The organism is Halobellus sp. Atlit-38R, assembly GCF_003665925.1.
Lineage (GTDB): Archaea > Halobacteriota > Halobacteria > Halobacteriales > Haloferacaceae > Haloquadratum > Haloquadratum inordinatus.
The window spans coordinates 59298-83680 of record NZ_QXIJ01000011.1 but is presented as its reverse complement, the minus strand read 5'-3'; the positions used below and the strand labels follow the sequence as shown (position 1 = coordinate 83680).

Below are 24383 nucleotides of genomic sequence, written 5' to 3'. Positions count from 1 at the left end.
TTACGCGGTCGCGTAGCTTGGTCTATGTGTGAGGAGCAACCCTCGGGAGTCGACGGGCAGGCCGACGGGACGTCGGTCGGTCGTCGCCGTCTCCTGCTCGCGAGTGCGGGGGCCGCGACCGTCTCGTTGACCGGCTGTCTCGGTGGCGGCGGTGACGGGAACACAGAGCCGCCGGCCGCAGTCACGATCCCCGAGACGGCGACCTGTGAGGTCTGTGGGATGGTGATTCGCCAACATCCGGGACCGTCTGCCGAGATCTTCTACAAGGACCAACAGCCGAACGGCCACGAGAACCCGGCCCGTTTCGACAGTACCTGGGAGGCCTACCAGTACGAGTTCGAGAAGGACGGCAGCGGCTGGGAGGACGTCGCGTTCTACGTCACCGACTACTCGTCGGTGGACTACGAGACCTACGAGGACGGCGGCGACATCCTCATCACGCGACACTTCGAGGCGTCGACGTTCGTCTCGGCGACCGACGTGACCTACGTCGTCGACTCCGAGGTGAAAGGAACGATGGGCCGTGACCTGATCGCTTTCTCGAACCGGGAGGACGCCGAGTCGTTCCAGTCCGAGCACGGCGGGTCGCTCACGACCCACGACGGAGTCACCCCCGAAGTCGTCGCCGGCCTCGGAATGTGATGGCGATCCTGTCGTCGACGGGGACGAAGTGGGTGACGGCCGCCGTGACCCTCACGCTCGTCCTCGCGAGTCTCTCGTTCGCCCTGACGCCGGCGAGCGGCGAAACGCTCCGCCCGGTCGACTTCGACGACACTGTGAGTATGGGCGGGACGGGCGTCGACACACGCCGCGCGGAGGCGGAGGGGTTCGCCCTCCCGCGGGCGCAGGTGTTCTACTCGGGCTACCGCTACGTCGTCGGCTACGTCGGCGTCGAGACCGTCGTCAGCGAACTCGGCGACGCGAGCGCCCAGCGGCAGTTCGGTGATCCGCTCGCGGTCTACGTCTCGGACTTCTCGGACATCACACCCAATCTGACCGATGAGGGGTACGTCGTTCCCGAGCGCGGCCGCGCCGTGGGCTGGACGCCCGCCGAATCCGCGTACTTCGTCGTCGGGAGCGAGGCGGCGATCCCGTCCGGATCGGTGATACTGCCGTTCTCCGAGCGCAGCGACGCCGAGCAGTTCGCCGAGCAGTACGGCGGCGACGTCGTCGACTGGGCGGCCCTTCAATCCCGCGTCGGCGACCCGCTGCCGTCCCGGCTCGATCGGTTCGAGGCGTCGATCGACGCCCGACACGAGTGGGCGAACGAGACCGTCACAGAGACCGCCGAGCGCCGCGATCGACCGCGGAGCGTCGTCGTCGACGCGGATAGCTCCGCCACGGACGGCTCTGCGGTAGACGCCTCGGCCACAGGCGACGTCGCTACCGCGGCGACGATCGCCGACGCCATCGCCGCTGCACCGCCGAACACGACCGTCTACCTCCCGCCGGGAACGTACGACGTCGACGACGTGGTCGTGAACAAGTCCGTCACGCTCGCGGGCGCGGGACCCGAGACGGTCATCAACGGTGACGGAAACCGCAGCGTCGTCTTTCTGAAGGGCGACGGCTCGGCCGTCCGCGACCTGCGCGTCACCGGCGTCGGCGACGTCGGGAGCCGCGGCCGCGACTTCCGGAACGGCTCGGTCGACTGGGATACGACGGTGCAGTTGGCGTACGGCTACGGCGACGCGGCGATCGTCCTCGACGGGGCGGCCGGCGCTTCGGTCGCGAGCGTCGAAATCGACACCTCCGCGAGCGGTGTCATCGTCCGGGAGAGCCCCGACTCCGCGCTGACGAATCTGACGGTTCGCGGCGCTCCGACGGCCCGCGAGGGCTTTATGGGCGTCGTGCTCATCGGCGCGCGGAGCGTCGTCCAGGACTCGGTGTTCATCGACGGCCGCGACGGCGTCTACACCCACCGCGCGGACGGGAGCGTCGTCCGGGACAACCGCGCCGATCCCGGTCGCTACGGCGTCCACGAGATGTACACCTCCGAGTCGCTGGTGGCGAACAACACGGTCCGGAACGCGCAGGCCGGCGTCATCGTGATGACTCGCCCGACGGACAACATCATCGTGGGCAACGACGTCCGACAGAGCACGTACGGCATCGTCCCCGCCGGCGGCGACTCCTACTACGCGCGAAACGTCGTCGTCGACAACGAGCGCGGGCTCCAGGTCGCCGGCGACCGCAACACGTTCGCCGAGAACGTCGTCATCGGCAACGAGATCGGCGTGCGCGCGAGCGACATCCTCCCGTCGAACTGGGTGCTCAGAAACGACTTCGTCGACAACGAACAGACGGTGGAGTCCACCATCGGACCGCTCCGCACCTGGTCACACAGCGGGGTGGGCAACCACTGGGGCGCACTGCCGATCCCCGACGGGAACGACGACGGTATCTACGACCGCCCGTACCGCCCGTCCGGGTCGGTCGATTCACGAATCGGGACAGTCTCGGGCGCGACCGCGTTGGCGCAGTCGCCCGCGGTCGCGACGCTCCGTCGCGTCCAGGACGCCGTCTCGGGGCTCAGACAGTCCGGCGTCGTCGACACGCACGCCCGGACGGAGCCGTTCCACCCCGAGACGATCGCCGCCGCGCGGGCGGTCGATACCGAGGGATTCCTCGCGGAGGAACGGTCCACGAACGACAACGCGACTACCGAGGAGACGATGATGACGAGACCAGTCGACGACCGGCGGATCGGCGCAGAACCGAATCGGCGCGCGACAGCCCCGGAGGCGACAGCGTGAGCGACGACAGACCCGCGGCGCTCCAGTCGACGGGCGTCGAACAGTCGTTCGGCGACGTCGACGTCCTCTCGGGCGTCTCGCTGACGGTCGAGCGCGGCGAGGTCGTCGCCCTCGTCGGCCCGAACGGCTCCGGGAAGTCGACGCTCCTGCAGATCCTCGCCGGCGTCAGTCCGCCCACCGACGGCTCGGTCACGGTGCCACGCCGCGCCGGTGGCGCACGCAGCGTCGGCTATCTCCCACAGCAGCCCGCGTTCCGCGAGGGATTCAGCGCGCGCGACACCCTCGAATTCTACGCGGAACTCCTCGAGGGCGTCGACGACGAGGACGTCGCGGCGACGCTCGACCGGGTCGGCCTCGGAGACGTCGCGGATCGCGCGGTCGGATCGCTCTCGGGTGGAATGACCCGATTACTCGGGCTCGGACAGGCCGTGCTCGGTGATCCCGCGGTGTTGATCCTCGACGAACCCGGGAGCGGCCTCGACCCGGCGATGGTCGAGCGGCTGTTCGAGGTCGTCGGCGAACTCGCCGCAGAGGGCACCGCCGTCGTCGTGGCGTCGCACGAACTCCCGGCGGTCGAGGCCCACGCTGAAACCGTCTACATTCTCGACGACGGCGGCTTCGTCGCGAGCGGATCCCCCGAAGAACTCCTCGAAGACACCGAGGCGGCGTCGCTCTCGGAGGCGTTCCTCCGGATCGTCCGCGCGCAGGCGGGCGAATCGACCGTTAGAGCCGGCATCGACGAGGGACAGAGCGCACAGGAGGTGTCGGGCGGTGAGTGAGTCGAACGCTGACGAGAGCGCCGACGCGCGGCCGGCGGACGGGTCGACGGCCGCGGGCAACGGGCAGGTCGACGCGTCCGCGAGCGAGGCCGCAGTGGAAGACGAACAGCCCGAAGCGACGACCGACGAGGGCGATGAAGCGAGCGCGGAATCCAGACAGAGCGGGTTCGCCCGCCTCCGAACGAACCTCTTCGTCGTCGCGACGCGCGAACTTCGGACGATCGCCCGGACGCCCGCGCTCCTCGCGCTCTCGGCGGCGTTCACGCTGAGCGTCGTCGGCGTCGCGTGGGCCGGAACGGGCGGTGGCGGCGGGTTCGTCCCGCTGACGCTCGATCTGCTGACGTTCGTCGAGGTGCTCGTCCCGCTGCTCGCAGTCGCGTTCGGCTACCGACCGATCCTCGGCGACCGCCAGACCGGCGAGTTGGACGTCCTCCGGACGTACGACGTGCGCCGGGTCTCCTACGTCGGCGGGGTCTATCTGGGGCGCGCGCTCGCGCTCGTCGGCGTCGTGGTCGCCACGCTGTTCGTCGTGGGGCTGTTCGTCCCGTTCCTCACGGCGGACATCCCGACGTTCCTGGCGATCAACGCCGCGGCCGACTCGGGCGTCCGCTACGTTCGGTTCGTCGTCCTCGCGGCCGTCTTCACGCTCGTCGTGCTCGCCGCGACGATCGCGATCTCGGCCGCGGCGCGAACCGTCCGGACGGCGTTCGCCCTCGCCGCCGCGCTGGCGCTCGCGCTCGTTCTCGGCATCGACACCGCGCTGGTGGCCGGCCTCGCGAGCGGCGTGCTCCCCGAGAGCGGCCTCACGGCGCTCCTGGCGCTGAGCCCGAACAGCGCCTTCCGCGGGTTGGTGCTCTCGACGGCGGTCGGTGTCGTCGGCGGCGCGGAAGTGAATGCAGGCGACCCGCTTTTGAACACTGTCGGTCTGCTCGTGTGGCTGGTCGGCAGTCTCGCGGTCGCCGTCTGGCGGGTCTGGCCCGCCGTCGAAGAAATCGAATCCTGATACTGTCGGACAGACCGATGTGAAGATGCTCGGCTCCCCCCGGTGCCGCACTGCTTCACGGGCGTCTGTTCGACAGTACGACCGTCCTCAGCCGAAGTTTTCGACTTTCGCGTCGTCGGGATCGATGCCGGCGACGTCGAGCGCGGCCGTCGCGTCCTCGACGAACGCCGCGAAGCCGTAGACGAACACCTGCTCGTCGTCGGCGCCGGTGACTGCGGCGGCGACCTCCTCGTCGATCGCGCCGTCGACGACGACGACAGACGCCCCCGCCTCCCGGAGTGCGTCGAGGCGGTTCCCGTGCGCGGGCGCGTCTGTCTGGTATACGATCGCGGCCTCGTTGCCGTCGTCGACAGCGGCCTCGGCGATGCCGACCGCGGGCCCGACGCCCGGCCCGCCCGCGAGCACGACGACGCGCGATTCTCCTTCGTAGTAGCTCTGTCCGAACGGCCCGGAGATGTCGAGTTCGTCTCCCACTTCGAGGTCGAGCAGGAACTGGCTGAACGGGCCGGCCTCCTCGGGATCGACGCCGACGGTGACCTCGAAGGTGTCGTCGACGCCCGGCGAGGAGAGCGTATAGAAGCGCGCGTACTCCTCGCCCTCCACAGTGGCGGCGAGTTTGATGAACTGTCCAGGCTCGGCGTCGAATCCGTCCGGAGACTCCAACTCGAGTGCGACCGTCTGCGGTCCGACGTCTCGGACGGCGCCGACGGCGACTGTCGCGTCCATACGCCCACGTTCTTCGTCCGGTGAGAAGGACTTTGCCTTCCGGCGCCGATAGAGCACACCCGGATCGAAAGCTCCGGAACTCCCGATCGGTCGGTCCGCCCCTTCCCCGTCACGCGTTCGAAATTGCTTGTGGACGAACGGTCAATTACTCGCGCAATATTTGCTACTCGCTTCTCAGTATGTTCGGTATTCGGAGTATACTCGTTTGTTCGTAAACTTTCGGGGCTGACAAATCGCCCCTTTTTTCAATGCTTTTCAGAAGGCTTTTCTTAGATCCAAGGGAACCCCTTAGCCACATGCCTGCGGACTTCAACTGGGCCATCGGCGGCGAAGCCGGCGATGGCATCGACTCGACGGGGAAAATCTTCGCCCAGGCACTTTCCCGGGCCGGGCGACACGTATTCACGTCGAAGGACTTCGCGTCCCGGATCCGTGGCGGCTACACGGCGTACAAGGTGCGGACCGCCGTGGACCCCGTGCAAAGTGTCGTCGACCGCCTCGACGTGCTCATCGCACTGACCCCGCGCACGATCGAGGAAAACCTCGACGAACTCCACGAGGGTTCGGTCATCATTTACGACGGCGACCGAACGACGATGGAGAACGTCGAGATCCCCGAGGGGATGATCGGACTGGACGTCCCTCTCAAGCGGCTGGCCGAGGAGGCCGGCGGTGCCATTATGCGCAACGTCGTCGCCCTCGGTGCAGCGTGTGAGGTGTCGGACTTCCCGATCGAGAACCTCGACAGCGCCTTAGAGAAACGGTTCGGCTCGAAGGGTCAGGCCCTCGTCGACAACAACAAAGAGGCGGCCCGGAAGGGTCGCGACTACGTCGCCGAGGAGTACGACCACGAGTTCGACTACGAACTCGAAACGACCGACGCCGATTACGTCCTGCTCAACGGAGACGAAGCCATCGGGATGGGTGCCATCGCCGCGGGCTGTAAGTTCTACGCCGGCTACCCGATCACGCCTGCGACGGACGTGATGGAGTACCTCACGGGCCGAATCGAGCAGTTCGGCGGCCACGTGGTGCAGGCCGAAGACGAACTCTCGGCGATCAACATCGCACTCGGCGCGGCCCGAGCGGGCGCGCGCTCGATGACGGCGACGTCGGGTCCCGGGATCGACCTGATGGCCGAGACGTTCGGCCTCGTCGCCACGAGCGAGACGCCGCTCGTCATCGTCGACGTGATGCGCTCGGGTCCCTCGACGGGGATGCCGACCAAGCAGGAACAGGGCGATCTGAATATGATGCTGTACGGCGGCCACGGCGAGATTCCGCGGTTCGTCCTCGGCCCGACGTCGATCTCGGAGTGTTTCTGGAAGACCGTCGAGGCGTTCAACCTCGCCGAAAAGTACCAGACGCCGGTCTACATCGCCGCGGACCTCGCGATGGCCGTGACCGAGCAGACATTCCCGCCGGAAGCGTTCGATATGGACGAAGTCGAGATCGAGCGCGGCAAGGTCGTCGACGAGGAGACGATCGACGAGTGGCAAAACGAGAAGGGCCAGTTCCAGCCGCACGCGATCACCGACGACGGCGTCTCGCCGCGCGCGTTCCCCGGCACGGCCGAGGGCGCCCATATGTCGACGGGTCTCGAACACGACGAGCTCGGGCGACGGACCGAAGACACCGAGATGCGCGTCGAGCAGGTCGACAAGCGCACCCGGAAGGTCGAGACCGCGCGCGAGGAAGAAGACTGGACGCCGCGTGAGTTCGGCAACCCGGACTCGGAGAACCTCGTCATCTCGTGGGGATCGAACGAGGGCGCGATGACCGAAGCGATCGACTTCCTCGAAGCGGAGGACGTCGACGTGCGGTTCCTCTCGGTCCCGTATCTGTTCCCGCGACCGGACCTCACCGAGGAAGTCGAGTCGGCGGAGAACGTCGTCGTCGTCGAGTGTAACGCCACCGGCCAGTTCGCCGACGTCGTCGAACACGACACGCTCTCGCGGGTCGACCGCGTGAACAAGTACGACGGCGTGCGATTCAAGGCCGACGAACTCGCAGCAGACATCAAAGCGGCCCTACAGGAGGCAGACCAATGAGCTCGGACGTTCGATTCACGGACTTCAAATCTGACAAGCAACCGACGTGGTGTCCCGGCTGCGGCGACTTCGGGACGATGAACGGGATGATGAAGGCGCTCGCGAACACGGGCAACGATCCCGACAACACCTTCGTCGTCGCCGGGATCGGCTGTTCCGGCAAGATCGGGACGTATATGCACTCGTACGCGCTCCACGGCGTGCACGGGCGCGCGCTCCCGGTCGGCACGGGCGTCAAACTCGCCAATCCCGACCTCGAAGTGATGGTCGCCGGCGGCGACGGCGACGGCTACTCCATCGGCGCGGGCCACTTCGTCCACGCCGTCCGACGTAACGTCGATATGACGTACGTCGTGATGGACAACCGCATCTACGGCCTCACCAAGGGCCAGGCCTCGCCGACCTCGCGCGAGGACTTCGAGACGTCGACGACGCCGGAAGGCCCCCAGCAGCCCCCGGTCAATCCGCTCGCGCTCGCGCTCGCTGCGGGCGCGACGTTCATCGCGCAGTCGTTCTCGACTGACGCCCAGCGACACGCCGAGATCGTCCAGGAGGCCATCGAGCACGACGGCTTCGGCTTCGTCAACGTCTTCAGCCCCTGCGTGACGTTCAACGACGTCGACACCTACGATTACTTCCGCGACAGCCTCGTCGACGTCGCCGAGGAGGGCCACGACCGCACGGATTACGACGCCGCCAAAGAGAAGATCCTCGACGCCGACAAGGAGTACCAAGGCGTCATCTGGCAGGACGAATCATCCGTGCCGTACGACCAGAAGCACGGTCTCGACGAGAATATGTCCGAGATCGACGAGGGTGCTCCCGAGGGCGCGATGGACCTCGTCCGCGAGTTCTACTGAACGAAGCGCGCTACCGCGTCTGATTTTTTCGACGGCACGTACTCGTGGGTGGTGGGTCGCTACTGGGAGAAGCCAGCCGTGTGGTCGCCACCATCGGTCTGCGCTGCTGCGGCCGCACCGCCCGTGCCGGTTGGTGCCGGGACCGTTCCGGCGTCCGTCTCCGACGCGACTGACTCGTCGATGTCCGCGGTGTCACCGATCTCGAACTCCGAGACTTGCTCGTGGAGGGATTCCGCGAGTTGGGTCAAGTGCTGGATGTTGTCCGTCGCCTCCGACAGCGAGGCGGCCTGTTCTTCGGTCGCTGCCGAGACGTTGCTCGCCTCTGCGGCCGTCTCCTCGCTCACACTCGACACCTCGTCGGCCATCGCGACGACTTCCTCCGAGGAGGCGGCCTGGTCGTCGGTGGCGGCGCTGATCTCTCTGATTCCGCCCTCCGCTTGCTGGACTGCGGCCGCGATTTCGTCGAACATCTCGATGGCGTCCTCGATGGTGTCGGCGCCGCGTTGCACCTGTTGATCCATCGCCTCCATCTCGTCTGTCGTCTCGGCGGTCATCGCCTGCACGTCCGAGATGCTGGCTTCGATTTCGTTCGTCGCCTGCGCTGCTTCCTGCGCTAAGCCTTTGATCTCCTCGGCGACGACGGCGAACCCGTCGCCCGCCTCACCGGCCCGGGCGGCCTCGATCGAGGCGTTCAGTGCGAGCAGGTTCGTCTGCTCTGCGATGTCGGTGATCAGTTCGGTGATCTCACCGATCTCTTCCATCTCGTCGTCGAGCGCGTCGACGCGAGCGGCTGCTTGGTCAGCGTGCTCTTCGATCGACGTGATCTCCTGTGTCGCCGCTGCGGCGTACTCCTGCCCCTCCTGGCTCCGCTCGACGGCGGTCGAAGCCGTCGCGGCAACCTCCTCGGCGGAGGAGGCGATCTCTTCGACCGTCGCGGACATATCATTCATTTCGGCGGAGACTTCCCGAAGGCTCTCGCTCTGGTTCTCGGCGCCCTCCGAGATTTCCTCGACAGAGCCGGCGACCTCCTCGCTCGCCTGCTTGATCTCTTCGGCGCTACTGGAGACCTCCTCGCTCGATGCTGCTACTTGAGTGGCTATCTGCTGAATGCTGCCGACGTTCGCACGGAGTTGGCCGACTCCCTCGTCGAGATTCGAGAGGACAGTGCCGTACGCACCGGGACGGTCCGTGTCGATCTCCTGATCGAGATCGCCATCGCTGAGGGCATCGCTGACGTCCTTGATATCGTTGAAACTCCCGGTGAGCTGGTCGGTCCCATCGTCGATCCGCAGCAGAATATCGCCGTAGACTCCGGGATAGGACGTGTCGATGTCCTGCCCTAAGTTTCCTTGTTGGAGGTTTTGACTGACGGAGTCGAGTTCGTCGACGGTGCCGCGGAGGTTCTCCTGGAGCGTCTGAAACGCGTCGACCATTCGACCGAGTTCGTCGTTCTCGGGGTGCTCCTCGATATCGGCGTCGAGGTCGCCTTCACTGGCTGCAATGGCGGCGTCAGAGAGTTGCGAAACAGGTCGTCTGATCCGTCGGGCAACGAACACCCCGATTGCGACGGCGAAGACGAACGCGGCGACAGTGAGCCCGAGAATCTGGAGCTGTGTTCGCTGGGTGACCTGATCAGCCGCAGCGACCTGCGCCGCCAAGTCCTCCTGTGCCGAGGCCTCGATGCCGTGGGCTAGCTCTTCCATCTGCGTTCGGAGCGCCTCCATCTCGGCCGCTCTGTCGGCAGCAACACCGGCGTTTCCGGCGGCTCGCGCAGCGAAGAACTCCTCTCCGAGTTGGGTATACGTCTCGTGTTTCGATCGGAGTTCCCTGAACTGTTCCTGTTGGCTCGCGCTTAGGTGTGTATCCTCTAACCGAGCGGCGGCCTCCGAGAAGCGTTGATTCGCCTGCTGGAACGACTCGCGTGCGCCCGGTTCCTCAAGCTGTGCGGACTGGACCGCGGCGCGCTGCTGTTCGACCGCGATGATGAGCTGCGCGGCGGCGTCCATCTTCTCCCCGTCCTCGGCGATCACGTGCGCCTCCCCGTCTACCGTACCCACCGCTCCGTAGCCGACGAAACCCGTGACTCCGACGAGCGCTGCCACGAGCACGAACGCGAGGACGAGCTTCGGACCGACGTCGAGTCGGTCGATAGTCAACCGATCGAAGAGACGGCGAAGTGAAGTTATCATTCGTTGTCGTCAGCTGTTTCCGTGTCAATAAGAGCCTAGGCCCGCAGTTATCACTGCGCGAAACCCGAGAGATGCTACACATAACTCTATTGGCCACCTAAAATATCGCTGTCACTATTGGCGGTGCGCAAACGAACGAGGGAGGGACAGGAGGCCGGTACCGTTCATTTGTAAGACGCCCAGAGCAAGAGGACAACTATGCCGATCGAGCCTACGACATCCTCGTTGGTGGAGACCCACAGAGGGTGTTCACCGTGGGGACGGCGGCGTCGGAAGTCCTCGTCGTCGACCCGTCGTCGGCGTCGCCGGATGCGGTCACTCGTCTCCGACTGTCTTCGGAGAGGCAGAGATGCAAGCGACGCCACACGCACTGTGTTGCTTTCGAGTGCGGGATTTCGCCGTCTCACGGGGAACAAGAGTGTTCCGGCGCGTTTTTTACTTACGCGCCGATGTGAGGTAGTAATGACTGCGGACGCCGTACGAACCGATCGAAGACGCGAGCGGACGAGACAGCACTTCCAGCGCGGTGTCCGCACGACCACTGCAACAGTACACCAGCATCTGCAGCCGACGTACACTACGGAACTACGCTATGTCTGAGAACTACGACGTCGTCATCGCCGGCGCAGGGCCGGCCGGAGCACAGTGCGCGCGAGACCTCGCACAGCGCGGGTACGACGTACTCGTGCTAGAGGCAGAACCCGAAGACCAGTTCCCCAGGCAGTCGAACAAGTCGACAGCGGGAACCTTTGCGTCGATGACGGGCGCGTTCGGGATCCCCGACGACGTCGTGATGAACTACACCGACGAGGTCGTCCTCGAATCCCCCAGCGAGCACTTCGTTCAGAACCAGCCCGGTGCCGTGCTCGAGTTCGCCGACTTCAAGCGGTGGCTTGTCGCCGAGGGGCGCAAACACGGCGCGGAGTACCGCTTCGAGGCACGCGTGAACAACCCCATCGTGGAGGACGGGTCCGTCGTCGGGGTGCAGTACGCCGGCGACGAGACTGTGTACGGCGAAATCGTCGTGGACGCCACGGGGCCAGCAGCGCCGCTCGCGAAGAAACTCGACGTCTGCGATCTCGAGCGGAAGCATCAGGCGATCGGCATCGAGTGGGAGATGGAAGGCGTCGCTATCGACCACCCCGAGTTCGCAGATCTCACTGACGCGATGATGCTGCGCCTCGACCACGAGTACGCACCCGGCGGCTACTCGTGGATCTTCCACACCGGCGGCGACACGGCGAAAGTCGGCCTGTGTTACATCCAAAACGAGAGCTACCAGGAGTACGGTGACACGTCGAAGAGCATCGACGACCACCTCCACCACTGGCTGGAGACCGACCCCCGCTTCGCCGACGCCCAGCGACTCACGGACAAACAACAGCACCGCGGGAGTGCACACATCCAGATGCCGGACGACCTCAGCACGGACGGATTCATGGCTATCGGCGATACCGTTCCGACCATCGATCCGCTGTGGGGCGAAGGGATCCACAAGTGTATGGAATCTGCGCGGGCCGCTGCCATCACTGCGGACCGCTGCCTGATGGGTTCGGAGACGGACACGTCCGCGGACGCGATGTCTATCTACGATTCCCTCTGGCACGCCCGCGTCGCACCGGATATGCGGACGCGGTTGACGATGACCCAACTGCTGTATCTCGCGCCGAACGAACGGTACGACCGCCTGATGAACGACCTGAACGCGATGGACGTAGACACGCTCAGCGATGCAAACGACGGCAGTATTCGCAGCCTCTCGAAACTCATCCACCTCGACGACCTGCCGTTGCTCGCACGGTTCGCGAAACAGCGACTCACCGAGTGATCTCGTCGTCCGATATCCAAACATCTAATCGGCCGAGCGACCTTCATCGGATATGAGTTATCACCAAGAGCAACGCGTACCGCTCGCGAACGGAATGCCGATGCTCGGACTCGGCACGTGGCAGAACGACGACCCTGAGGAGTGCGAGAACGCGGTCAAGACGGCACTAGAAGCGGGCTACCGTCACATCGACACCGCACAGGCGTACCGCAACGAGGAGAGCGTCGGGCGCGGGATCGCCGCAGCCGACGTCCCCCGCGAGGATGTCTTCCTCGCGACGAAGGTGTGGATCGACAACCTCGCGTACGACGACGTCCTCGCCACGGCCGAAGAGAGTCTCGATCGGCTCGGCGTCGACTACGTCGACCTCCTGTACGTCCACTGGCCATCCCGCGAGTACGACCCCGAAGGCACGCTCCGGGCCTTCGACGAGCTCGTCGACGACGGGAAGGTCGAACGCATCGGCGTCAGCAACTTCGAGCCCGAACACATCGACGAGGCGATCGAGCGAACCGACGCGCCGATATTCGCGAACCAGGTCGAACTGCACCCGCTGCTGCCCCAGGAGGACCTCCGCGAGCACTGCGCCGAGCGCGACGTCGAAGTCGTCGCGTACTCGCCGCTCGCCCGTGGAGAGGTGTTCAACGTCCCCGAACTGACCGAAATCGCCGAGAAGCACGACGCCAGCGAGGCGCAGGTGTCGCTCGCGTGGCTCCGCGAGAAGGGCGTCACAGCCATCCCGAAAGCGACGAGCGAGGCGCACATCGTCGACAACTGGGCGTCGCTCGGCCTCGATCTCGACGACGAGGACGTCGCGAAGATCGACGCGATCGAGCGGACGGACCGCCGTATCGACCCCGACTTCGCGCCCTGGTGAACCGACGCGCGGTCTAAGACGGCGTCAGGCAGCTCGCTGTCGGTGCCGACGTTCAGCGTTGTCGACAGGTCGGCGCCACGTTCGTTCTCGGCGGACGCGAACGGCAGCAACCCATTTGTCGCACGGGTGCTAACGCCCATCCGTATGGAATTCAACCTGACCACGACGGCCGGCGTTCTTCTGGCGCTGATCGTCGCCGGGACAGCAGTTCTCAGCGCCGCGGGCGTGATGGCCACGAGTACGGTGTTGATGATGGTGACGCCCGCGATGCTCGTTTTCGGAATCATCTGCGTCGCGATCGGCGTCAAACACGGTGAGTACCGCGCTCGCGCGTCCTAATTCGGCGTTCGACGGCTCTGGGAGAACGATTCGCCCGCCGGAGAGCGGGCCGAAGCGTACGGTGAGGCGGGCGGGGCGGCAGTGACGCGACGACCCGATGCCGCGACTGCACTCCCGCGACCACACGGTCATCGTCTTACAGTAGCATTTGCAAGCCTTCGCTCACCCGATCGCCCGACAGCCGTGGTCGGGTGCGGAATCAGTGGCAACCCCGACGATAGATGCGTCTCACGTCTCGTACGCGTGGGCTTCGAGCGTCTCCAGTTCGACGGAATCTAACACGGCCTCGTTCGTCGCTTCGAGAACGACGGGCGGAACGGTCGTCTCCGGGAGGCGCTCGGTCCGCGTGGCGTCGAGCGCTTCGAGCCACCGGCCGAGACAGAGACACCAGCGGTCGCCCGGTTCGAGCCCGGGGAACTGGAACTCGGGCCGCGGCGTCACGAGATCGTTGCCCTGTTCTTTGCTGAACCTCAGAAATTCGTCTGTCATCACCGCACAGAGTTCGTGTCGTCCCCGGTCGTCGGGATGCGTTCCACAGCAGCCGTCGCGCTCGAAGCCAGTCGTCGGATCGGCGCTACAGGTGGCGAGTTCGCCGCCGCGGACGTTCCGTTCGGACATATCGAGAGATCGGATCGTGTGAATAAAAGCTCCAGCCTGATGGGAAACTCACTGCGCCACGTCGTCGAATCCCTCGCCGCTCATACTCGCCGCGACCCGGACGCCGACGATGCTGATGACGATCCCGGCGACGATGAAGCCCGCGAGCCGTTGCTGTGGCGTCACGACGTACCCGAGAACCTGTGGGTCCGCGAGGACGGCCTCGCGCTGGAGGAACCAGCCGGCGAACCCGCGGACGACCAAGCCGAGGGCGACGACCCCGAACGGGAGGTTCAGGTAGGGGGTGCTGACGGCGTCGGTCCCGATGAGTTCGTCGAGTAACCGTCCGGCGCTCGCGGTGAGCGCCGCGAGCGCGAGCCACGGGACGGCGCTGTAGGTGAACTGCATCGTCCGGAGGACGATCGACTCGGGACCGAACTGCGGTGTCACCGAGAGCGCACCGAGGAAGATGCCGACGAGCCCCAACCCGAGGCTGACCGCGTAGGTGACGACCGACACCCGGCCGGAGTACAACGCGGCGCGCACCCGCTCTGGGATCTCCGCGAGGTACTCGTCGATCGCGAGCCCCTTGTACAGCAGGACGGCGCCCAGAAGCGCCGCGAGGCCCGCGAGAGCGACCGTCGGCGCGAACTGGGTCAACAGGATCGGCATAAACAGAAGCGTCGCGCCGAGCGGCACGAGAACGGTCGTTCTGAGTTCCTCGTCGGCCAGGAACTGCTTGAGCAGGTAGTACGTCGACTCGATGTCGTGGGCCTGCCGGACGACGACGCGGTCGACCGAGTCGATGCGGACCCGACTTTCGACGACGGGCACGACCCGCTCGTCGTTCGCGGAATCGAGGACGACGACCGCCGACTCCGGGTCGTACTCCTCGACGAGGGCGTCGACCTGCGCCGAGAGGGATCGGTCCGCCCCGACCAACGAGTCGCCGCCGCCGGAGACGACCGCCACGACCGTCTCCTCGCGCTCGTCATCTAGGTCGCGGGCGACGCGGAGCGCTTCCAACAGGCAGTTGACGCTCGAATCCTCCGGATCGGCCAGTCCGACGTCGGTGACGAGCGACTGGACGGGCTCCCACCCGACGATCGGGAGTTCCAGCCCCGCCGTTCGGCCGATATCGTTGGACCGGTCGACACAGAGGACGAGCGTGGTCACGGTCGTGAGAAGGTATCACTCAGTTAAATTACTCCCGGTCAGCCGAGCAGAAGTGAACGTGCGTGGGGCACGAGCGGAGCGTTTGCACGTCGTCGCCGCGCGAACGGCGTTCGGCGACCGCCCACGTCACCATTTTTCAGGGGTGGGTGCGTCTGTCTGTGCTGGTGAGACAACAGATGGGCGAGAACGTCACGCTGGTGACTGGTGCTAGTTCCGGAATCGGACGGGCAACGGCGAGTGCGCTCGCCGAGAACGGACACAGCGTCGCGCTGGCGTCCCGATCGGAAGACGAACTGCGGCGTATCGTCGACGAGATCGAGACCGAGACTGAAGCGGAGGCGATCGCGATCCCGACCGACGTGACCGAGGAGTCACAGGTGGAGGCGATGATACAGGCGGTCGTCGACGAGTTCGGTCGACTCGACGCGGTCGTGAGCAACGCCGGCCTCGCGTTGAGTGGGGACGTCGAGTCGATGCCGACCGACCACTACAAAACGATGATGGCTGTGAACTGCGATGGGATGTTCTACACCGCGCGCGCAGCGATCCCCCACCTGCGAGAGAGCAGCGGCACCATCGTGTTCACAGGGAGCATCGCCGGGAAATACCCGCGCGGAACGTCGCCCGTGTACGCGGCCTCGAAGTGGTGGACGCGAGGGTTCGCCCTGTCGCTCGCCGCACAGATCGGCGACGAGGACATCGGCGTGACGGTGATCAATCCGTCCGAGGTTCGCACCAACTTCAACAGCCAGGAGGGGACCGCGTTCGAGGACGCGTTCGAGGAAGGGGAGGTCACGGAACCAGAGGACGTCGCGGACGCGGTGATCTATGCGCTGAGCCAGTCGAATCGGAACACCGTGGCCGAACTGGACCTGTACAGAAAAGACAAACTCGAAGATATGGAGCTGAGCTGAACGCCTCGGGACACAGAGCGACGGTTGACCGCCTATGGGCGTGTTGGCACCGATCGAGACACGTCGCGCTCACTGGGTCCGTCGAAAAGGTGAAAACGAAAACCGCGGTATAGATCGAAGAATTCCGAACCGGTCGGTCCGGAGGTCGCCGGCGTTTAGAGCAGCCCCGTCTTCTGGAGCTTCATCAGGTCCTCGGTGTCGAGGGTCTCGCCTTCCTTGAACTTCTGGTAGATCTCCTCGGCTTCTTCCTTGGCGGCCTCGCGCTCTTCGGCACGCTCGTCCTCGCGCTCCTGCTCTTCCTGCTTGTCGAGCTCGCGGAGGCGCTTTTGGACGCGGACGAAGTCCTCGTGGTGCTTGTCGGCGGACTCCTGGGCTTCGACGAACAGCTCGTGCATCGCGTCGGCCTCGTCACGGATGTCGTCGGCCTCGCGGTAGGCCTCGATCATCTGGTTGTGATGTTCCTGGGCCTTGTCGGCGAGCTCTGTCACCTTCTGGTGGTGCTGGGAGGCTTCCGAGCGGACCTCTTCGGCCTCTTCGATGAGCTCTTCGAGTTCGCCGCTGTCCTCGACCTTCTCCTTCTTCTGGCGGAGTTCCTCGCGCTTGTCCTCGATCTTCTCGATGAGTTCGCGCTCGTCTTCGGTCGAGAGCACCTCGGTCTGCTGGCGGAATTCGAGCTGCTCGATCTCGTCTTCGAGCTCCTCGATGTCCTTGCCGTCGTCGAGCTCGAGGTCCTCTTTCATCTGCTCGACCTTGTCGAACAGCTCGTTGGCCTTCGCGTTGAGCTCGTTTCGGCTTTCTTTGTGCTCTTGGACCTGCTCGTTGAGCTCGTCACGCTTCTCGCGGTGTTCCTGAGCCTCGTCGACCTTCTCACGCGTCTTCGCGTTCAGGTCGTCGCGCTTGGATGCGCGCTCGGAGGCCATCTGGTTGAGCTCGTTTCGTCGGTCTCGGAGCTGGCCAGCGACCTTGATGAGCTGACCTTTCGAGCCGTTTTCGAGCTTGTCGTCTGTAAGCTCGATGTTGTCCGAATCTTTGAGTTCCTGTACGTCGTAGTCCTGAAGAACGTCTTGCTGCGTCACCATGCGTAATCAAACCTCGATACCATCACCGCTCCGGACCGTGGCGGCCGCTCTTCGAGCGCTGCCGACCGTGGATAAGAATTCCCGATCATTCTGCGTGCTGTGCCGCCGGAACGCCGGAGGCGTTCTGGTATCTACTTCTTGTCGTCTACTACATATAAATCTGCCGGTGGTCTCGACGGCTGAAAACGCCTGTCACACCCCGTCTGTGCGCCGTGTGAGTCGTTCCCAGTGCTCAGCGTGGGTATATAAACAACAGTGGTACTGTTTCACATAGCACATATCGAATCGCCGACCGAGCGAGACTTACGGGGGCGTCGCCGAAGGCCGCGTATGCGAGAGCGAGAAGTCGTCCACGCGCGCGGACACGAGAACGTGACAGCCGAGCACAGCAGTACGTTCGAGGTGACCAGCGACGACTGGCTCACTCCCGCCGGCGACTGTATCCTCGCCGTCGAGGCGGACCGCGTCCCGGCCGACTTCGACGACGCTTTCGTCGAGGCCTGCCGCGATCCCGAGGCGACGATCATAGCCACACTCACGGTGACGACCGACGAGGGCGACACCTACACGGAAACTGTGGACGGACGCGGGCACCCGGACCTCGTCTTCGAGAACGAGCGGAGTCACGTCGGGCGCACGAGCGACTACGTCGACGACCGGACGATTCTCGTCGGCGCCGACGCCGCCGCCGCAGACTTCGATCGAGAACTCGTCGACGCGCTCACGGCGGGGGCAGACGTCCGATTCGAACTCGTCGTCGAACGCGATCAGGACTGACGTCGCCGTACCGGGTCGTCGTGGGCGTTTCCCGACGGGGATCGGCCGACGACTTTTTTCGCGCGCCGCCGAACCTCGGAGTATGCCCGAGGAACCGCAAGAGAACATCAGCGGCGGCGCGGACGGGAGCGCGGCCGCGGTGTTCGAGACCGGTGAGGCCGGCACGCGCGCGGAGGCAGTGGTCGACGAACTCGGCCGACGCTACTGGCAGAAGACATACGGGGGAAAGGACGCCTTCGAGTCGCTCGTCCGGACGATTCTCTCACAGAACACGAGCGACGTCGCGAGCCAACCCGCCCACGACGCGCTGATGGAACGCTACGGGAGCGACGACAGCGACCTCGCGGCCGCGCTCGCCGACGCCGAGCAGTCCCAACTCGCCGAGACCATCTCCTCGGCCGGGCTGTACAATCAAAAGTCGGAGATGATCATCGGCGCGGCAGAGCGCATCTGCGCGGAGTACGGCGGCGCGGACGGTTTCGACGCGTTCGTCCGGGAGGAAGAACCGAGCGACGTGCGCGAGTCGCTGTTGGACATCCACGGCGTCGGTCCGAAGACCGCCGACTGCGTGCTCCTGTTCTCGGGCGGGCGCGACGGCGTTTTCCCCGTCGACACTCACGTCCACCGAATCGCGCGGCGGATGGGGCTGGCCCCGGCCGACGCCGACCACGAAACCGTCAGGGAACATCTCGAAGCCGACGTGCCGCCCGAAAAGTGCGGCTTCGGACACACCGCGATGATCCAGTTCGGCCGCGAGTACTGCAGCGCGCGCAAGCCGGCCTGTCTGGATGGTCCCGAGGCGTGTCCGCTGTACGATCTCTGTGACCGGGTCGGCGTCGATGAAGTCGCTGAGTCGGTCGTCGATCCGGCAGCCGCCGGCGGCGAATAGTGGAGACGGGGACGGGGCTGAAACGGAGATCCGACAGTCCGTAGCCGATTCAACAGTCGCGCGTATCGACGCCCGAAACCGGGCCGTCGCTCGGTTCGTAGGTAGAGTCGTCGATCGCGTCCGAAAACATCGGCAGCGAGAACCGGTAGTCGAAGAGGATCACGAACGAGTCCCAGACGCCGCTCGCCGAGACAGTCTCCGGATCGCCCTCGAAGACGACGCCGGTTCTGAGTTCGATGATCTCCGAGCCGACCGCGACGCCCTCGGCCGCCAGTCCGAGCGCGCTCGGCGGCGCGGGATTCGTGAACAGCGACGTGTGGACAGTCACGTTGATGTGCGGGTTGCCGTCGCCGATCGTGATGTCGTGGCCGCTATCCGGGAAGCAGCGGCGCTCGTCCGTGTCGGTACTGCCCGCGGTGGAACCATCGCCGCCGCTCGATTGTGCTGCGACAGGTACCGCCGCGACCAGGAGCGAACCGACGACGAGGAACGTCGCAAAGAGTGCAAACGACCGGACAGAGAACGGGTCGGGCGTTCGGGAAAGAGGCATAGCGGGCGCTTGCACTCTCTCGGGATTAAGTCTCGGGGCGCAGTTCTCAACGCTGAGATTCCACAGTTGAGTGACAGCCGCGGACCGGACCTCGAAAATCGGGAGGGCAAGTCGCCTACGACGACTCGCCGTCCAGAGCGCGGACGAGTTCGTCGAGGACGGCGTCAGCGCTCGCGAGATTCGTCGCCAGCGGGACTTCGTGCACGTCGCAGATCCGCAAGAGTGCGGTGATGTCGGGTTCGTGCGGTTGCGCCGTCAGCGGGTCACGGAGGAAGACGACGCCATCACAGTTCTCGTCGGCGATCTCGGCGCCGATCTGCATATCGCCGCCGATCGGCCCGGACCGCTTGCGTTCTAGGTCGAGTCCTGTCGCCTCTCGGAGGCGTTTGCCCGTGGTGCCCGTGGCGATCAGGTCGAACCGTTCGAGGTCGTCGAGCCGGCTTCGAGCGAAGGAGATGATGTCTGGCTTCTTCTCGTCGTGAGCGATCAGCGCGAGGCGCATACGACCGTTCCGCGGGCAGGTGATAATAAGATTCGCACGGGATCGACGCGAAAAGCGCTGTGAGGCCTACAGGAAGCGGAACGTTTCGAGGTTCTTCGGCGCGAACGTCCGCAGGTGGTAATCGTGGTACAGTCCCGACGAGAGGTCCTGGACGGAGCGTTCGTCGCCGTGGACACAGAGGATCTTCTCGGGACGGGGGTTCATCGTCTTCACGAAGTTTTCGAGGCCCTGACGGTCGGCGTGTCCGGAGAAGCCGTCGACCGTCTCGACGTCCATCTTCAGTTTCAGCGTCTCCGAGCGCCCGACGCGGTCACCGCCGATCGGGATCTCGTCCCAGCCGTTCTGGATACGGCGGCCGAGCGTCCCCTGCGCCTGGTAGCCGACGAAGACGAGGCGGGAGTCCGGGTCGGGGCCGATGTGCTTGAGCCAGGACATAATCGGGCCGCCGGTGACCATCCCCGAGGTGGAGAGGATGATCGCCTGATCGCCGTCGGCGACGTCCTGGCGCTCGTCGTCGCCGCCGTCGATGTGGTTGAACTCGTCGGCGAGGAAGGGGTTCTCGTCCTCGTGGAAGATCCGGTCCCGGAGGTCGTCGCGGAGGTACTCGGGATAGGTCGTGTGGATCGCGGTCGCCTCCCAGATCATCCCGTCGAGGTGGACGGGCATACTCGGGATCTTGCCGGTCCGCATCGCCTCTTCGAGGACGAGCATCAACTCCTGAGAGCGCCCGACGGCGAACGCCGGGATGACGACCTTGCCGCCGCGGTCGTACGTCTCGTTGATGACGTCGAGCAGTTCGCGTTCGGAATCTTCCTGGTCGGTCTGGTAGTCGTCGCGGCCGCCGTAGGTCGACTCCAACACGAGCGTCTCCACGCGCGGGAAGTCGTTGACGGCGCCGTTGAACAGACGGGTGTCCTCGTAGTGGATGTCGCCGGAGAACGCGACGTTGTAGAGGCCGTCGCCAATGTGGAAGTGCGAGACCGCAGACCCGAGGATGTGCCCGGCGTTGTGGAACGTGAGTTTCACGTCCGGTGCGATGTCGGTGACGTCGCCGTACTCGATCGGGATGGTGTGTTTGATCGCCTCGCGGACCATCTCGGACTCGTAGGGCGGCGTTCGGCCCTCCTTGGCGGCGACGTCGAGGTAATCGAGCTGGAGCAGGCCCATCAGATCCCGGGTCGGCTCGGTCGTGTAGATCGGCCCGTCGTAGCCGTACTTATACAGAAGCGGGACGAGCGCCGAGTGGTCGAGGTGGGCGTGCGTCAGCACGACCGCGTCGAGCGAGTTCGCGCCCGCACCGAGCGCCTCGGGCACCTGCAGATACGGGACGTCGTCGGAGCCGGGTTTGTCACCGCAGTCGATGAGGATGCGCGTCTCGGCCGTCGAGAGAATGAACGAGGCGCGGCCGACCTCGCGGCAGCAACCGAGCGTCGTGATGCGGACCCACTGTTCGTCTGCGAGTTCTTCGCGGTGGATCTGTCGGCCGACGCGTTCGAGGATCTGCCGGCGGTCGTCGCGCTCCTGTTTGAGGAAGTTGCGGACGTTCGACACCGTCGAGGACTCGATCGGCGGCGTCCGAACGACCTCGGGGGTCCAGCCGACCTCCTGGGTGATTTCGCGCAGCGTCGCGCCGTGGCGGCCGATGACCATCCCGGGCTTTTCGGCCTCGATGACGACCTCGCCGGTGTCCTCGTGGAAGTCGAGGTCGGTGACGCCGGCCTCCTCGGGGATGACCTCGCGGATCCGGTCGCGAGCCTGGTCGGGCGGCGAGAGCGCCGCCGGATCAGGGCGAACGGTGATGCGCTTGCGGAGTTTGCCGGCGAGGTCACGGACGAGGTCACCGTTCTGGGCGAACCGCTTCGGATCGCGCGTGTAGATGACCAGCTCCGGACCTTCGTAGGTGACGTCCGACACCGAGATGTCGGCCGGCAGTTCCGCTGTGATCTCTGCTTTCAACTCCTCGAGTTGCGTATCTACTGAACTCATAACTGAGAGCGTTCCGTCGGGATCGTCACGGACGGACGATTGATCGGGGTACCCGTCTCCTGAAGCGGAACCGGCAGTGCGAACACTCCGTCGATGCGGGGATACGACGATGTCGCGTGAGAGAGCATAGGACGACGTTGTGAACGGCAATCTCTGCGGTTCTAGCTGCGAAGAGGCAGGGAGAACCCGCTTAATCCAGAATACTTCGGCCGGCGTATAAAAGCCTTCGCAAAGTCGAAACCCTGAGGGGTCTTCGTGGCGGGTATGGACGTTACTCCCGACCGCGTCGCGGCCGAGGCCGCGTGGGTCCTAGACAGAAGCGACGAGGTGGTACCGATCATCAACGAGACGCGGCAGCGACTCGCCAACGAGTTCGACGTGACCGTCGATACAGTCGAGACGGAACGGTACCGCGAGGAGGTCAAACGCGTCTTCGCCGACGGCGACGTCGCCGTCAACGTCGCCGCCTACGTCGGCCTCCTCCGCGAGTTGGACGTCGCGGGCGACTATCCCGGCTTCGTCGTCGACGAGGTGCTCGGGCGTGAACTCGCCGCGACGATCGCCGGCGGCGCGCCGCTGTCGCTGCTCGCGCAGGCGACGTTCCACTACGCCGACGTGCTGACGCACTCGGACGGCGGCGCCGGTATCGACGACCTCGACGCGGCGCTCGCCGCGGGATTCCAGACGCGACTCCCGGGGTGGGGCTGGCAGGAGACCGAGAGCCCCTTCGCGGTCGATCCCGACCGGCTCGAATGAGGGTGCTAGCCCGTCGGCACGTGGCGTGTCCGCGCGTCGGGTGTCGTCGCTGGGCATCCCGGAGTGAGCCGTGCGACGTTTCCCGCGTCTTCGGCGCCCGCCGAACCCCGATAACGAAGTCCCAGCCGTCCTATCAGGGGATTTAAGACCGCCCTGAGGCTCGAAATACGTAATGAGCGACGACCAGGAACTCGGCATCACCGAGTCGAAAGAATACAACACCGGCGAGTGGTACGCCGAAGTCGTCCAGAAGGCCGGCCTCGCGAACTACGCGCCCGAGGGGATGAGCGGCTTCATCGTCACGCGTCCCCGCGCGTACGAACTCTGGGAGCGCATCCAGGGCCACCTCGACGGCCTGTTCAAAGACACCGGCGTTCAGAACGCCTACTTCCCGCTTTTCATCCCCGAGAGCTACCTCGAACGGGAGAAAGACATCGTCGAAGGTTTCGACCCCGAGGTCGCGTGGGTCGAGCGCGCCGGCAATCAGGAACTCGAAGAGCCGCTCGCCGTCCGCCCGACCTCCGAATCGATCATCACGCCCTACATCTCCCAGTGGGTCCGCAGTCACCGCGACCTGCCGCTGCGCGTGAATCAGTGGGCGTCGGTCGTTCGCTGGGAAGCAACGGAGACGAAGCCGTTCTTCCGGACGAAAGAGTTCCTCTGGCAGGAGGGTCACACCGCGCACGCGACCCGCGAGGACGCCTGGGCGGAGACGACGCGCCGCCTCGATCAGTACGAGGAGACCTACGAGGATCTGCTCGCGATGCCCGTCCTCCGCGGCGCGAAGCCCGAACACGACAAGTTCCCCGGCGCGGACACGACGACGACGGTCGAAGCGCTGATGCCCGACGGCAAGTCCGTCCAGGGAGCGACCTCCCACTACCTCGGCACCTCGTTCGCGGAGGCGTTCGACATCACCTACACCGACGAGGACGAGGAGACCCAGATCGCGCACACGACCTCGTGGGGGCTCTCCTGGCGGGCGCTCGGCGCGCTCATCATGACGCACTCGGACGATCAGGGGCTCGTTCTGCCGCCCGCGATCGCGCCCGAGCAGATCGTCATCGTGCCGATCTGGCAGGCCGACACGAAGGAGGACGTCCTCGAATACGCCGAAGACATCGCCGCGGATCTCGAAGCCGCCGGCATCCGCGTCGAACTCGACGACCGCGACGAGCGCAACCCCGGCTTCAAGTTCAACGAGTGGGAGCTGAAAGGCGTCCCCGTCCGGATGGAGATCGGCCCCAACGAGGCCGACGACGGGACGGTCACGCTGGTCCACCGGCCCGACGGCGAGTCGACTGAAGAAGACAGAGACGACATCGTCGAGACCGTCGAGTCCCACTTCGACGAGGTGTACGCAAAGCTGTACGCCGCCGCCGAGGAGAACCTCGAAGAGAACGTCCGCGAGGCCACAGACCGCGCGGAGATCCTGGGCACGCTCGGGCAGCACGGCGGTTACGTCAAGGCGCCGTGGTGCGGCGACGAGGCGTGTGAAGCCGAAATCAAAGAGCCGATCGCCGCCGAGATCGTGATGGTACCCCTCGACGACGCTGCGGCGGAGATCCACCACGACGAGGACTGCGCGATCTGTGGCGAGGACGCCGTCGAGACCGCATACTTCGCGAAGTCGTATTGACGCGAACGCGATCCCGCCCGGACCTGTCAATCGTTCTTTTGTTCGTCGTCCCCCGTCAGTCGTCCGTCTGACGGCTATCACCTTCGAGAACGTCCCACAACGCTTTACAG

General features: G+C 65.4%; 22 protein-coding genes. 14 read left to right on the top strand and 8 right to left on the bottom strand.

Annotation, left to right across the window (positions count from 1 at the left end; all coding sequences use genetic code 11):
* The first annotated feature begins 24 nt into the window (after positions 1–24).
* Genes D3D02_RS14135 through D3D02_RS14120 form a run of 4 tightly spaced genes read left to right on the top strand, consistent with a single transcriptional unit; the run spans position 25 to position 4538 of the window.
* Entirely contained in the window at positions 25–642 is a 618-nt protein-coding gene (locus D3D02_RS14135) for a nitrous oxide reductase accessory protein NosL (RefSeq protein ID WP_121570637.1), read from the top strand.
* Complete coding sequence (locus D3D02_RS14130; protein WP_121570636.1) at positions 642–2756, top strand: NosD domain-containing protein; 2115 nt, start codon at positions 642–644, stop codon at positions 2754–2756. Before D3D02_RS14135 ends, D3D02_RS14130 begins: the two co-directional genes overlap by 1 nt.
* Positions 2753–3535: an ABC transporter ATP-binding protein gene (locus D3D02_RS14125; protein WP_121570635.1), complete on the top strand. Its 783-nt coding sequence runs from the start codon at positions 2753–2755 to the stop codon at positions 3533–3535. Before D3D02_RS14130 ends, D3D02_RS14125 begins: the two co-directional genes overlap by 4 nt.
* Positions 3528–4538: an ABC transporter permease gene (locus D3D02_RS14120; protein WP_255410164.1), complete on the top strand. Its 1011-nt coding sequence runs from the start codon at positions 3528–3530 to the stop codon at positions 4536–4538. The genes D3D02_RS14125 and D3D02_RS14120 overlap by 8 nt, the downstream gene beginning before the upstream one ends.
* An 87-nt stretch (positions 4539–4625) precedes the next feature.
* On the opposite strand, the gene D3D02_RS14115 is transcribed toward D3D02_RS14120, so the two are convergent.
* Entirely contained in the window at positions 4626–5264 is a 639-nt protein-coding gene (locus D3D02_RS14115; RefSeq protein ID WP_121570634.1) for an FAD-dependent oxidoreductase, read from the bottom strand.
* A gap of 296 nt (positions 5265–5560) precedes the next feature.
* On the opposite strand from D3D02_RS14115, the gene D3D02_RS14110 reads away from it, so the two are divergent.
* Both D3D02_RS14110 and D3D02_RS14105 read left to right on the top strand, forming a co-directional pair.
* Positions 5561–7315, top strand: coding sequence for a 2-oxoacid:acceptor oxidoreductase subunit alpha (locus D3D02_RS14110; RefSeq protein WP_121570633.1), 1755 nt, complete (start codon positions 5561–5563; stop codon positions 7313–7315).
* Positions 7312–8175, top strand: a complete 864-nt coding sequence (locus D3D02_RS14105; RefSeq protein ID WP_121570632.1) for a 2-oxoacid:ferredoxin oxidoreductase subunit beta — start codon at positions 7312–7314, stop codon at positions 8173–8175. The genes D3D02_RS14110 and D3D02_RS14105 overlap by 4 nt, the downstream gene beginning before the upstream one ends.
* Positions 8176–8234: 59 nt before the next feature.
* On the opposite strand, the gene D3D02_RS14100 is transcribed toward D3D02_RS14105, so the two are convergent.
* Positions 8235–10364: a methyl-accepting chemotaxis protein gene (locus D3D02_RS14100; protein ID WP_121570631.1), complete on the bottom strand. Its 2130-nt coding sequence runs from the start codon at positions 10362–10364 to the stop codon at positions 8235–8237.
* A gap of 592 nt (positions 10365–10956) precedes the next feature.
* Between D3D02_RS14100 and D3D02_RS14095 the strand changes: the two genes are divergently transcribed.
* The 3 genes from D3D02_RS14095 (at position 10957) to D3D02_RS14085 (ending at position 13408) form a co-directional block, all read left to right on the top strand.
* On the top strand, positions 10957–12192 hold the full coding sequence (locus D3D02_RS14095) for a digeranylgeranylglycerophospholipid reductase (protein ID WP_121570630.1): 1236 nt from the start codon (positions 10957–10959) through the stop codon (positions 12190–12192).
* A gap of 52 nt (positions 12193–12244) precedes the next feature.
* Positions 12245–13069, top strand: coding sequence for an aldo/keto reductase (locus D3D02_RS14090; protein WP_394337730.1), 825 nt, complete (start codon positions 12245–12247; stop codon positions 13067–13069).
* Between the two features lie 144 nt (positions 13070–13213).
* Positions 13214–13408: a hypothetical protein gene (locus D3D02_RS14085; RefSeq protein ID WP_121570629.1), complete on the top strand. Its 195-nt coding sequence runs from the start codon at positions 13214–13216 to the stop codon at positions 13406–13408.
* Positions 13409–13636: 228 nt separating this feature from the next.
* Here D3D02_RS14085 and D3D02_RS14080 read toward each other — a convergent pair whose 3' ends face one another.
* Both D3D02_RS14080 and D3D02_RS14075 read right to left on the bottom strand, forming a co-directional pair.
* Positions 13637–14026: a DUF2237 family protein gene (locus D3D02_RS14080; protein ID WP_121570628.1), complete on the bottom strand. Its 390-nt coding sequence runs from the start codon at positions 14024–14026 to the stop codon at positions 13637–13639.
* Between the two features lie 48 nt (positions 14027–14074).
* On the bottom strand, positions 14075–15181 hold the full coding sequence (locus D3D02_RS14075) for a DUF373 family protein (RefSeq protein ID WP_121570627.1): 1107 nt from the start codon (positions 15179–15181) through the stop codon (positions 14075–14077).
* Positions 15182–15345: 164 nt separating this feature from the next.
* Between D3D02_RS14075 and D3D02_RS14070 the strand changes: the two genes are divergently transcribed.
* Entirely contained in the window at positions 15346–16095 is a 750-nt protein-coding gene (locus D3D02_RS14070; RefSeq protein WP_394337729.1) for an SDR family oxidoreductase, read from the top strand.
* A 155-nt stretch (positions 16096–16250) separates the two neighbouring features.
* Here D3D02_RS14070 and D3D02_RS14065 read toward each other — a convergent pair whose 3' ends face one another.
* Positions 16251–17174 (bottom strand): coiled-coil protein, encoded by a 924-nt coding sequence (locus D3D02_RS14065; RefSeq protein ID WP_121570625.1) that lies wholly within the window; start codon positions 17172–17174, stop codon positions 16251–16253.
* 330 nt (positions 17175–17504) lie between these two features.
* Here D3D02_RS14065 and D3D02_RS14060 point away from each other — a divergent pair, with 330 nt between their 5' ends.
* Both D3D02_RS14060 and nth read left to right on the top strand, forming a co-directional pair.
* Positions 17505–17951 carry a DUF371 domain-containing protein gene (locus tag D3D02_RS14060; protein ID WP_121570624.1) on the top strand — a complete coding sequence of 149 codons (447 nt, stop codon included), beginning with the start codon at positions 17505–17507 and terminating at the stop codon, positions 17949–17951.
* A gap of 82 nt (positions 17952–18033) precedes the next feature.
* Positions 18034–18840 (top strand): endonuclease III, encoded by an 807-nt coding sequence (gene nth, locus D3D02_RS14055; RefSeq protein WP_121570623.1) that lies wholly within the window; start codon positions 18034–18036, stop codon positions 18838–18840.
* 49 nt (positions 18841–18889) lie between these two features.
* Here nth and D3D02_RS14050 read toward each other — a convergent pair whose 3' ends face one another.
* From D3D02_RS14050 to D3D02_RS14040, 3 genes are all read right to left on the bottom strand, one after another.
* A complete protein-coding gene (locus D3D02_RS14050; RefSeq protein ID WP_233560665.1) occupies positions 18890–19390 on the bottom strand; it encodes a hypothetical protein in 501 nt (166 codons plus the stop codon).
* A gap of 115 nt (positions 19391–19505) precedes the next feature.
* Complete coding sequence (locus tag D3D02_RS14045; RefSeq protein WP_121570622.1) at positions 19506–19892, bottom strand: methylglyoxal synthase; 387 nt, start codon at positions 19890–19892, stop codon at positions 19506–19508.
* 66 nt (positions 19893–19958) lie between these two features.
* On the bottom strand, positions 19959–21878 hold the full coding sequence (locus D3D02_RS14040; protein ID WP_121570621.1) for a beta-CASP ribonuclease aCPSF1: 1920 nt from the start codon (positions 21876–21878) through the stop codon (positions 19959–19961).
* A 264-nt stretch (positions 21879–22142) separates the two neighbouring features.
* Between D3D02_RS14040 and D3D02_RS14035 the strand changes: the two genes are divergently transcribed.
* Both D3D02_RS14035 and proS read left to right on the top strand, forming a co-directional pair.
* A complete protein-coding gene (locus D3D02_RS14035; protein WP_121570620.1) occupies positions 22143–22634 on the top strand; it encodes a hypothetical protein in 492 nt (163 codons plus the stop codon).
* Between the two features lie 172 nt (positions 22635–22806).
* Positions 22807–24273, top strand: coding sequence for a proline--tRNA ligase (proS, locus tag D3D02_RS14030; RefSeq protein ID WP_121570619.1), 1467 nt, complete (start codon positions 22807–22809; stop codon positions 24271–24273).
* The last annotated feature ends 110 nt before the right edge of the window (positions 24274–24383 follow it).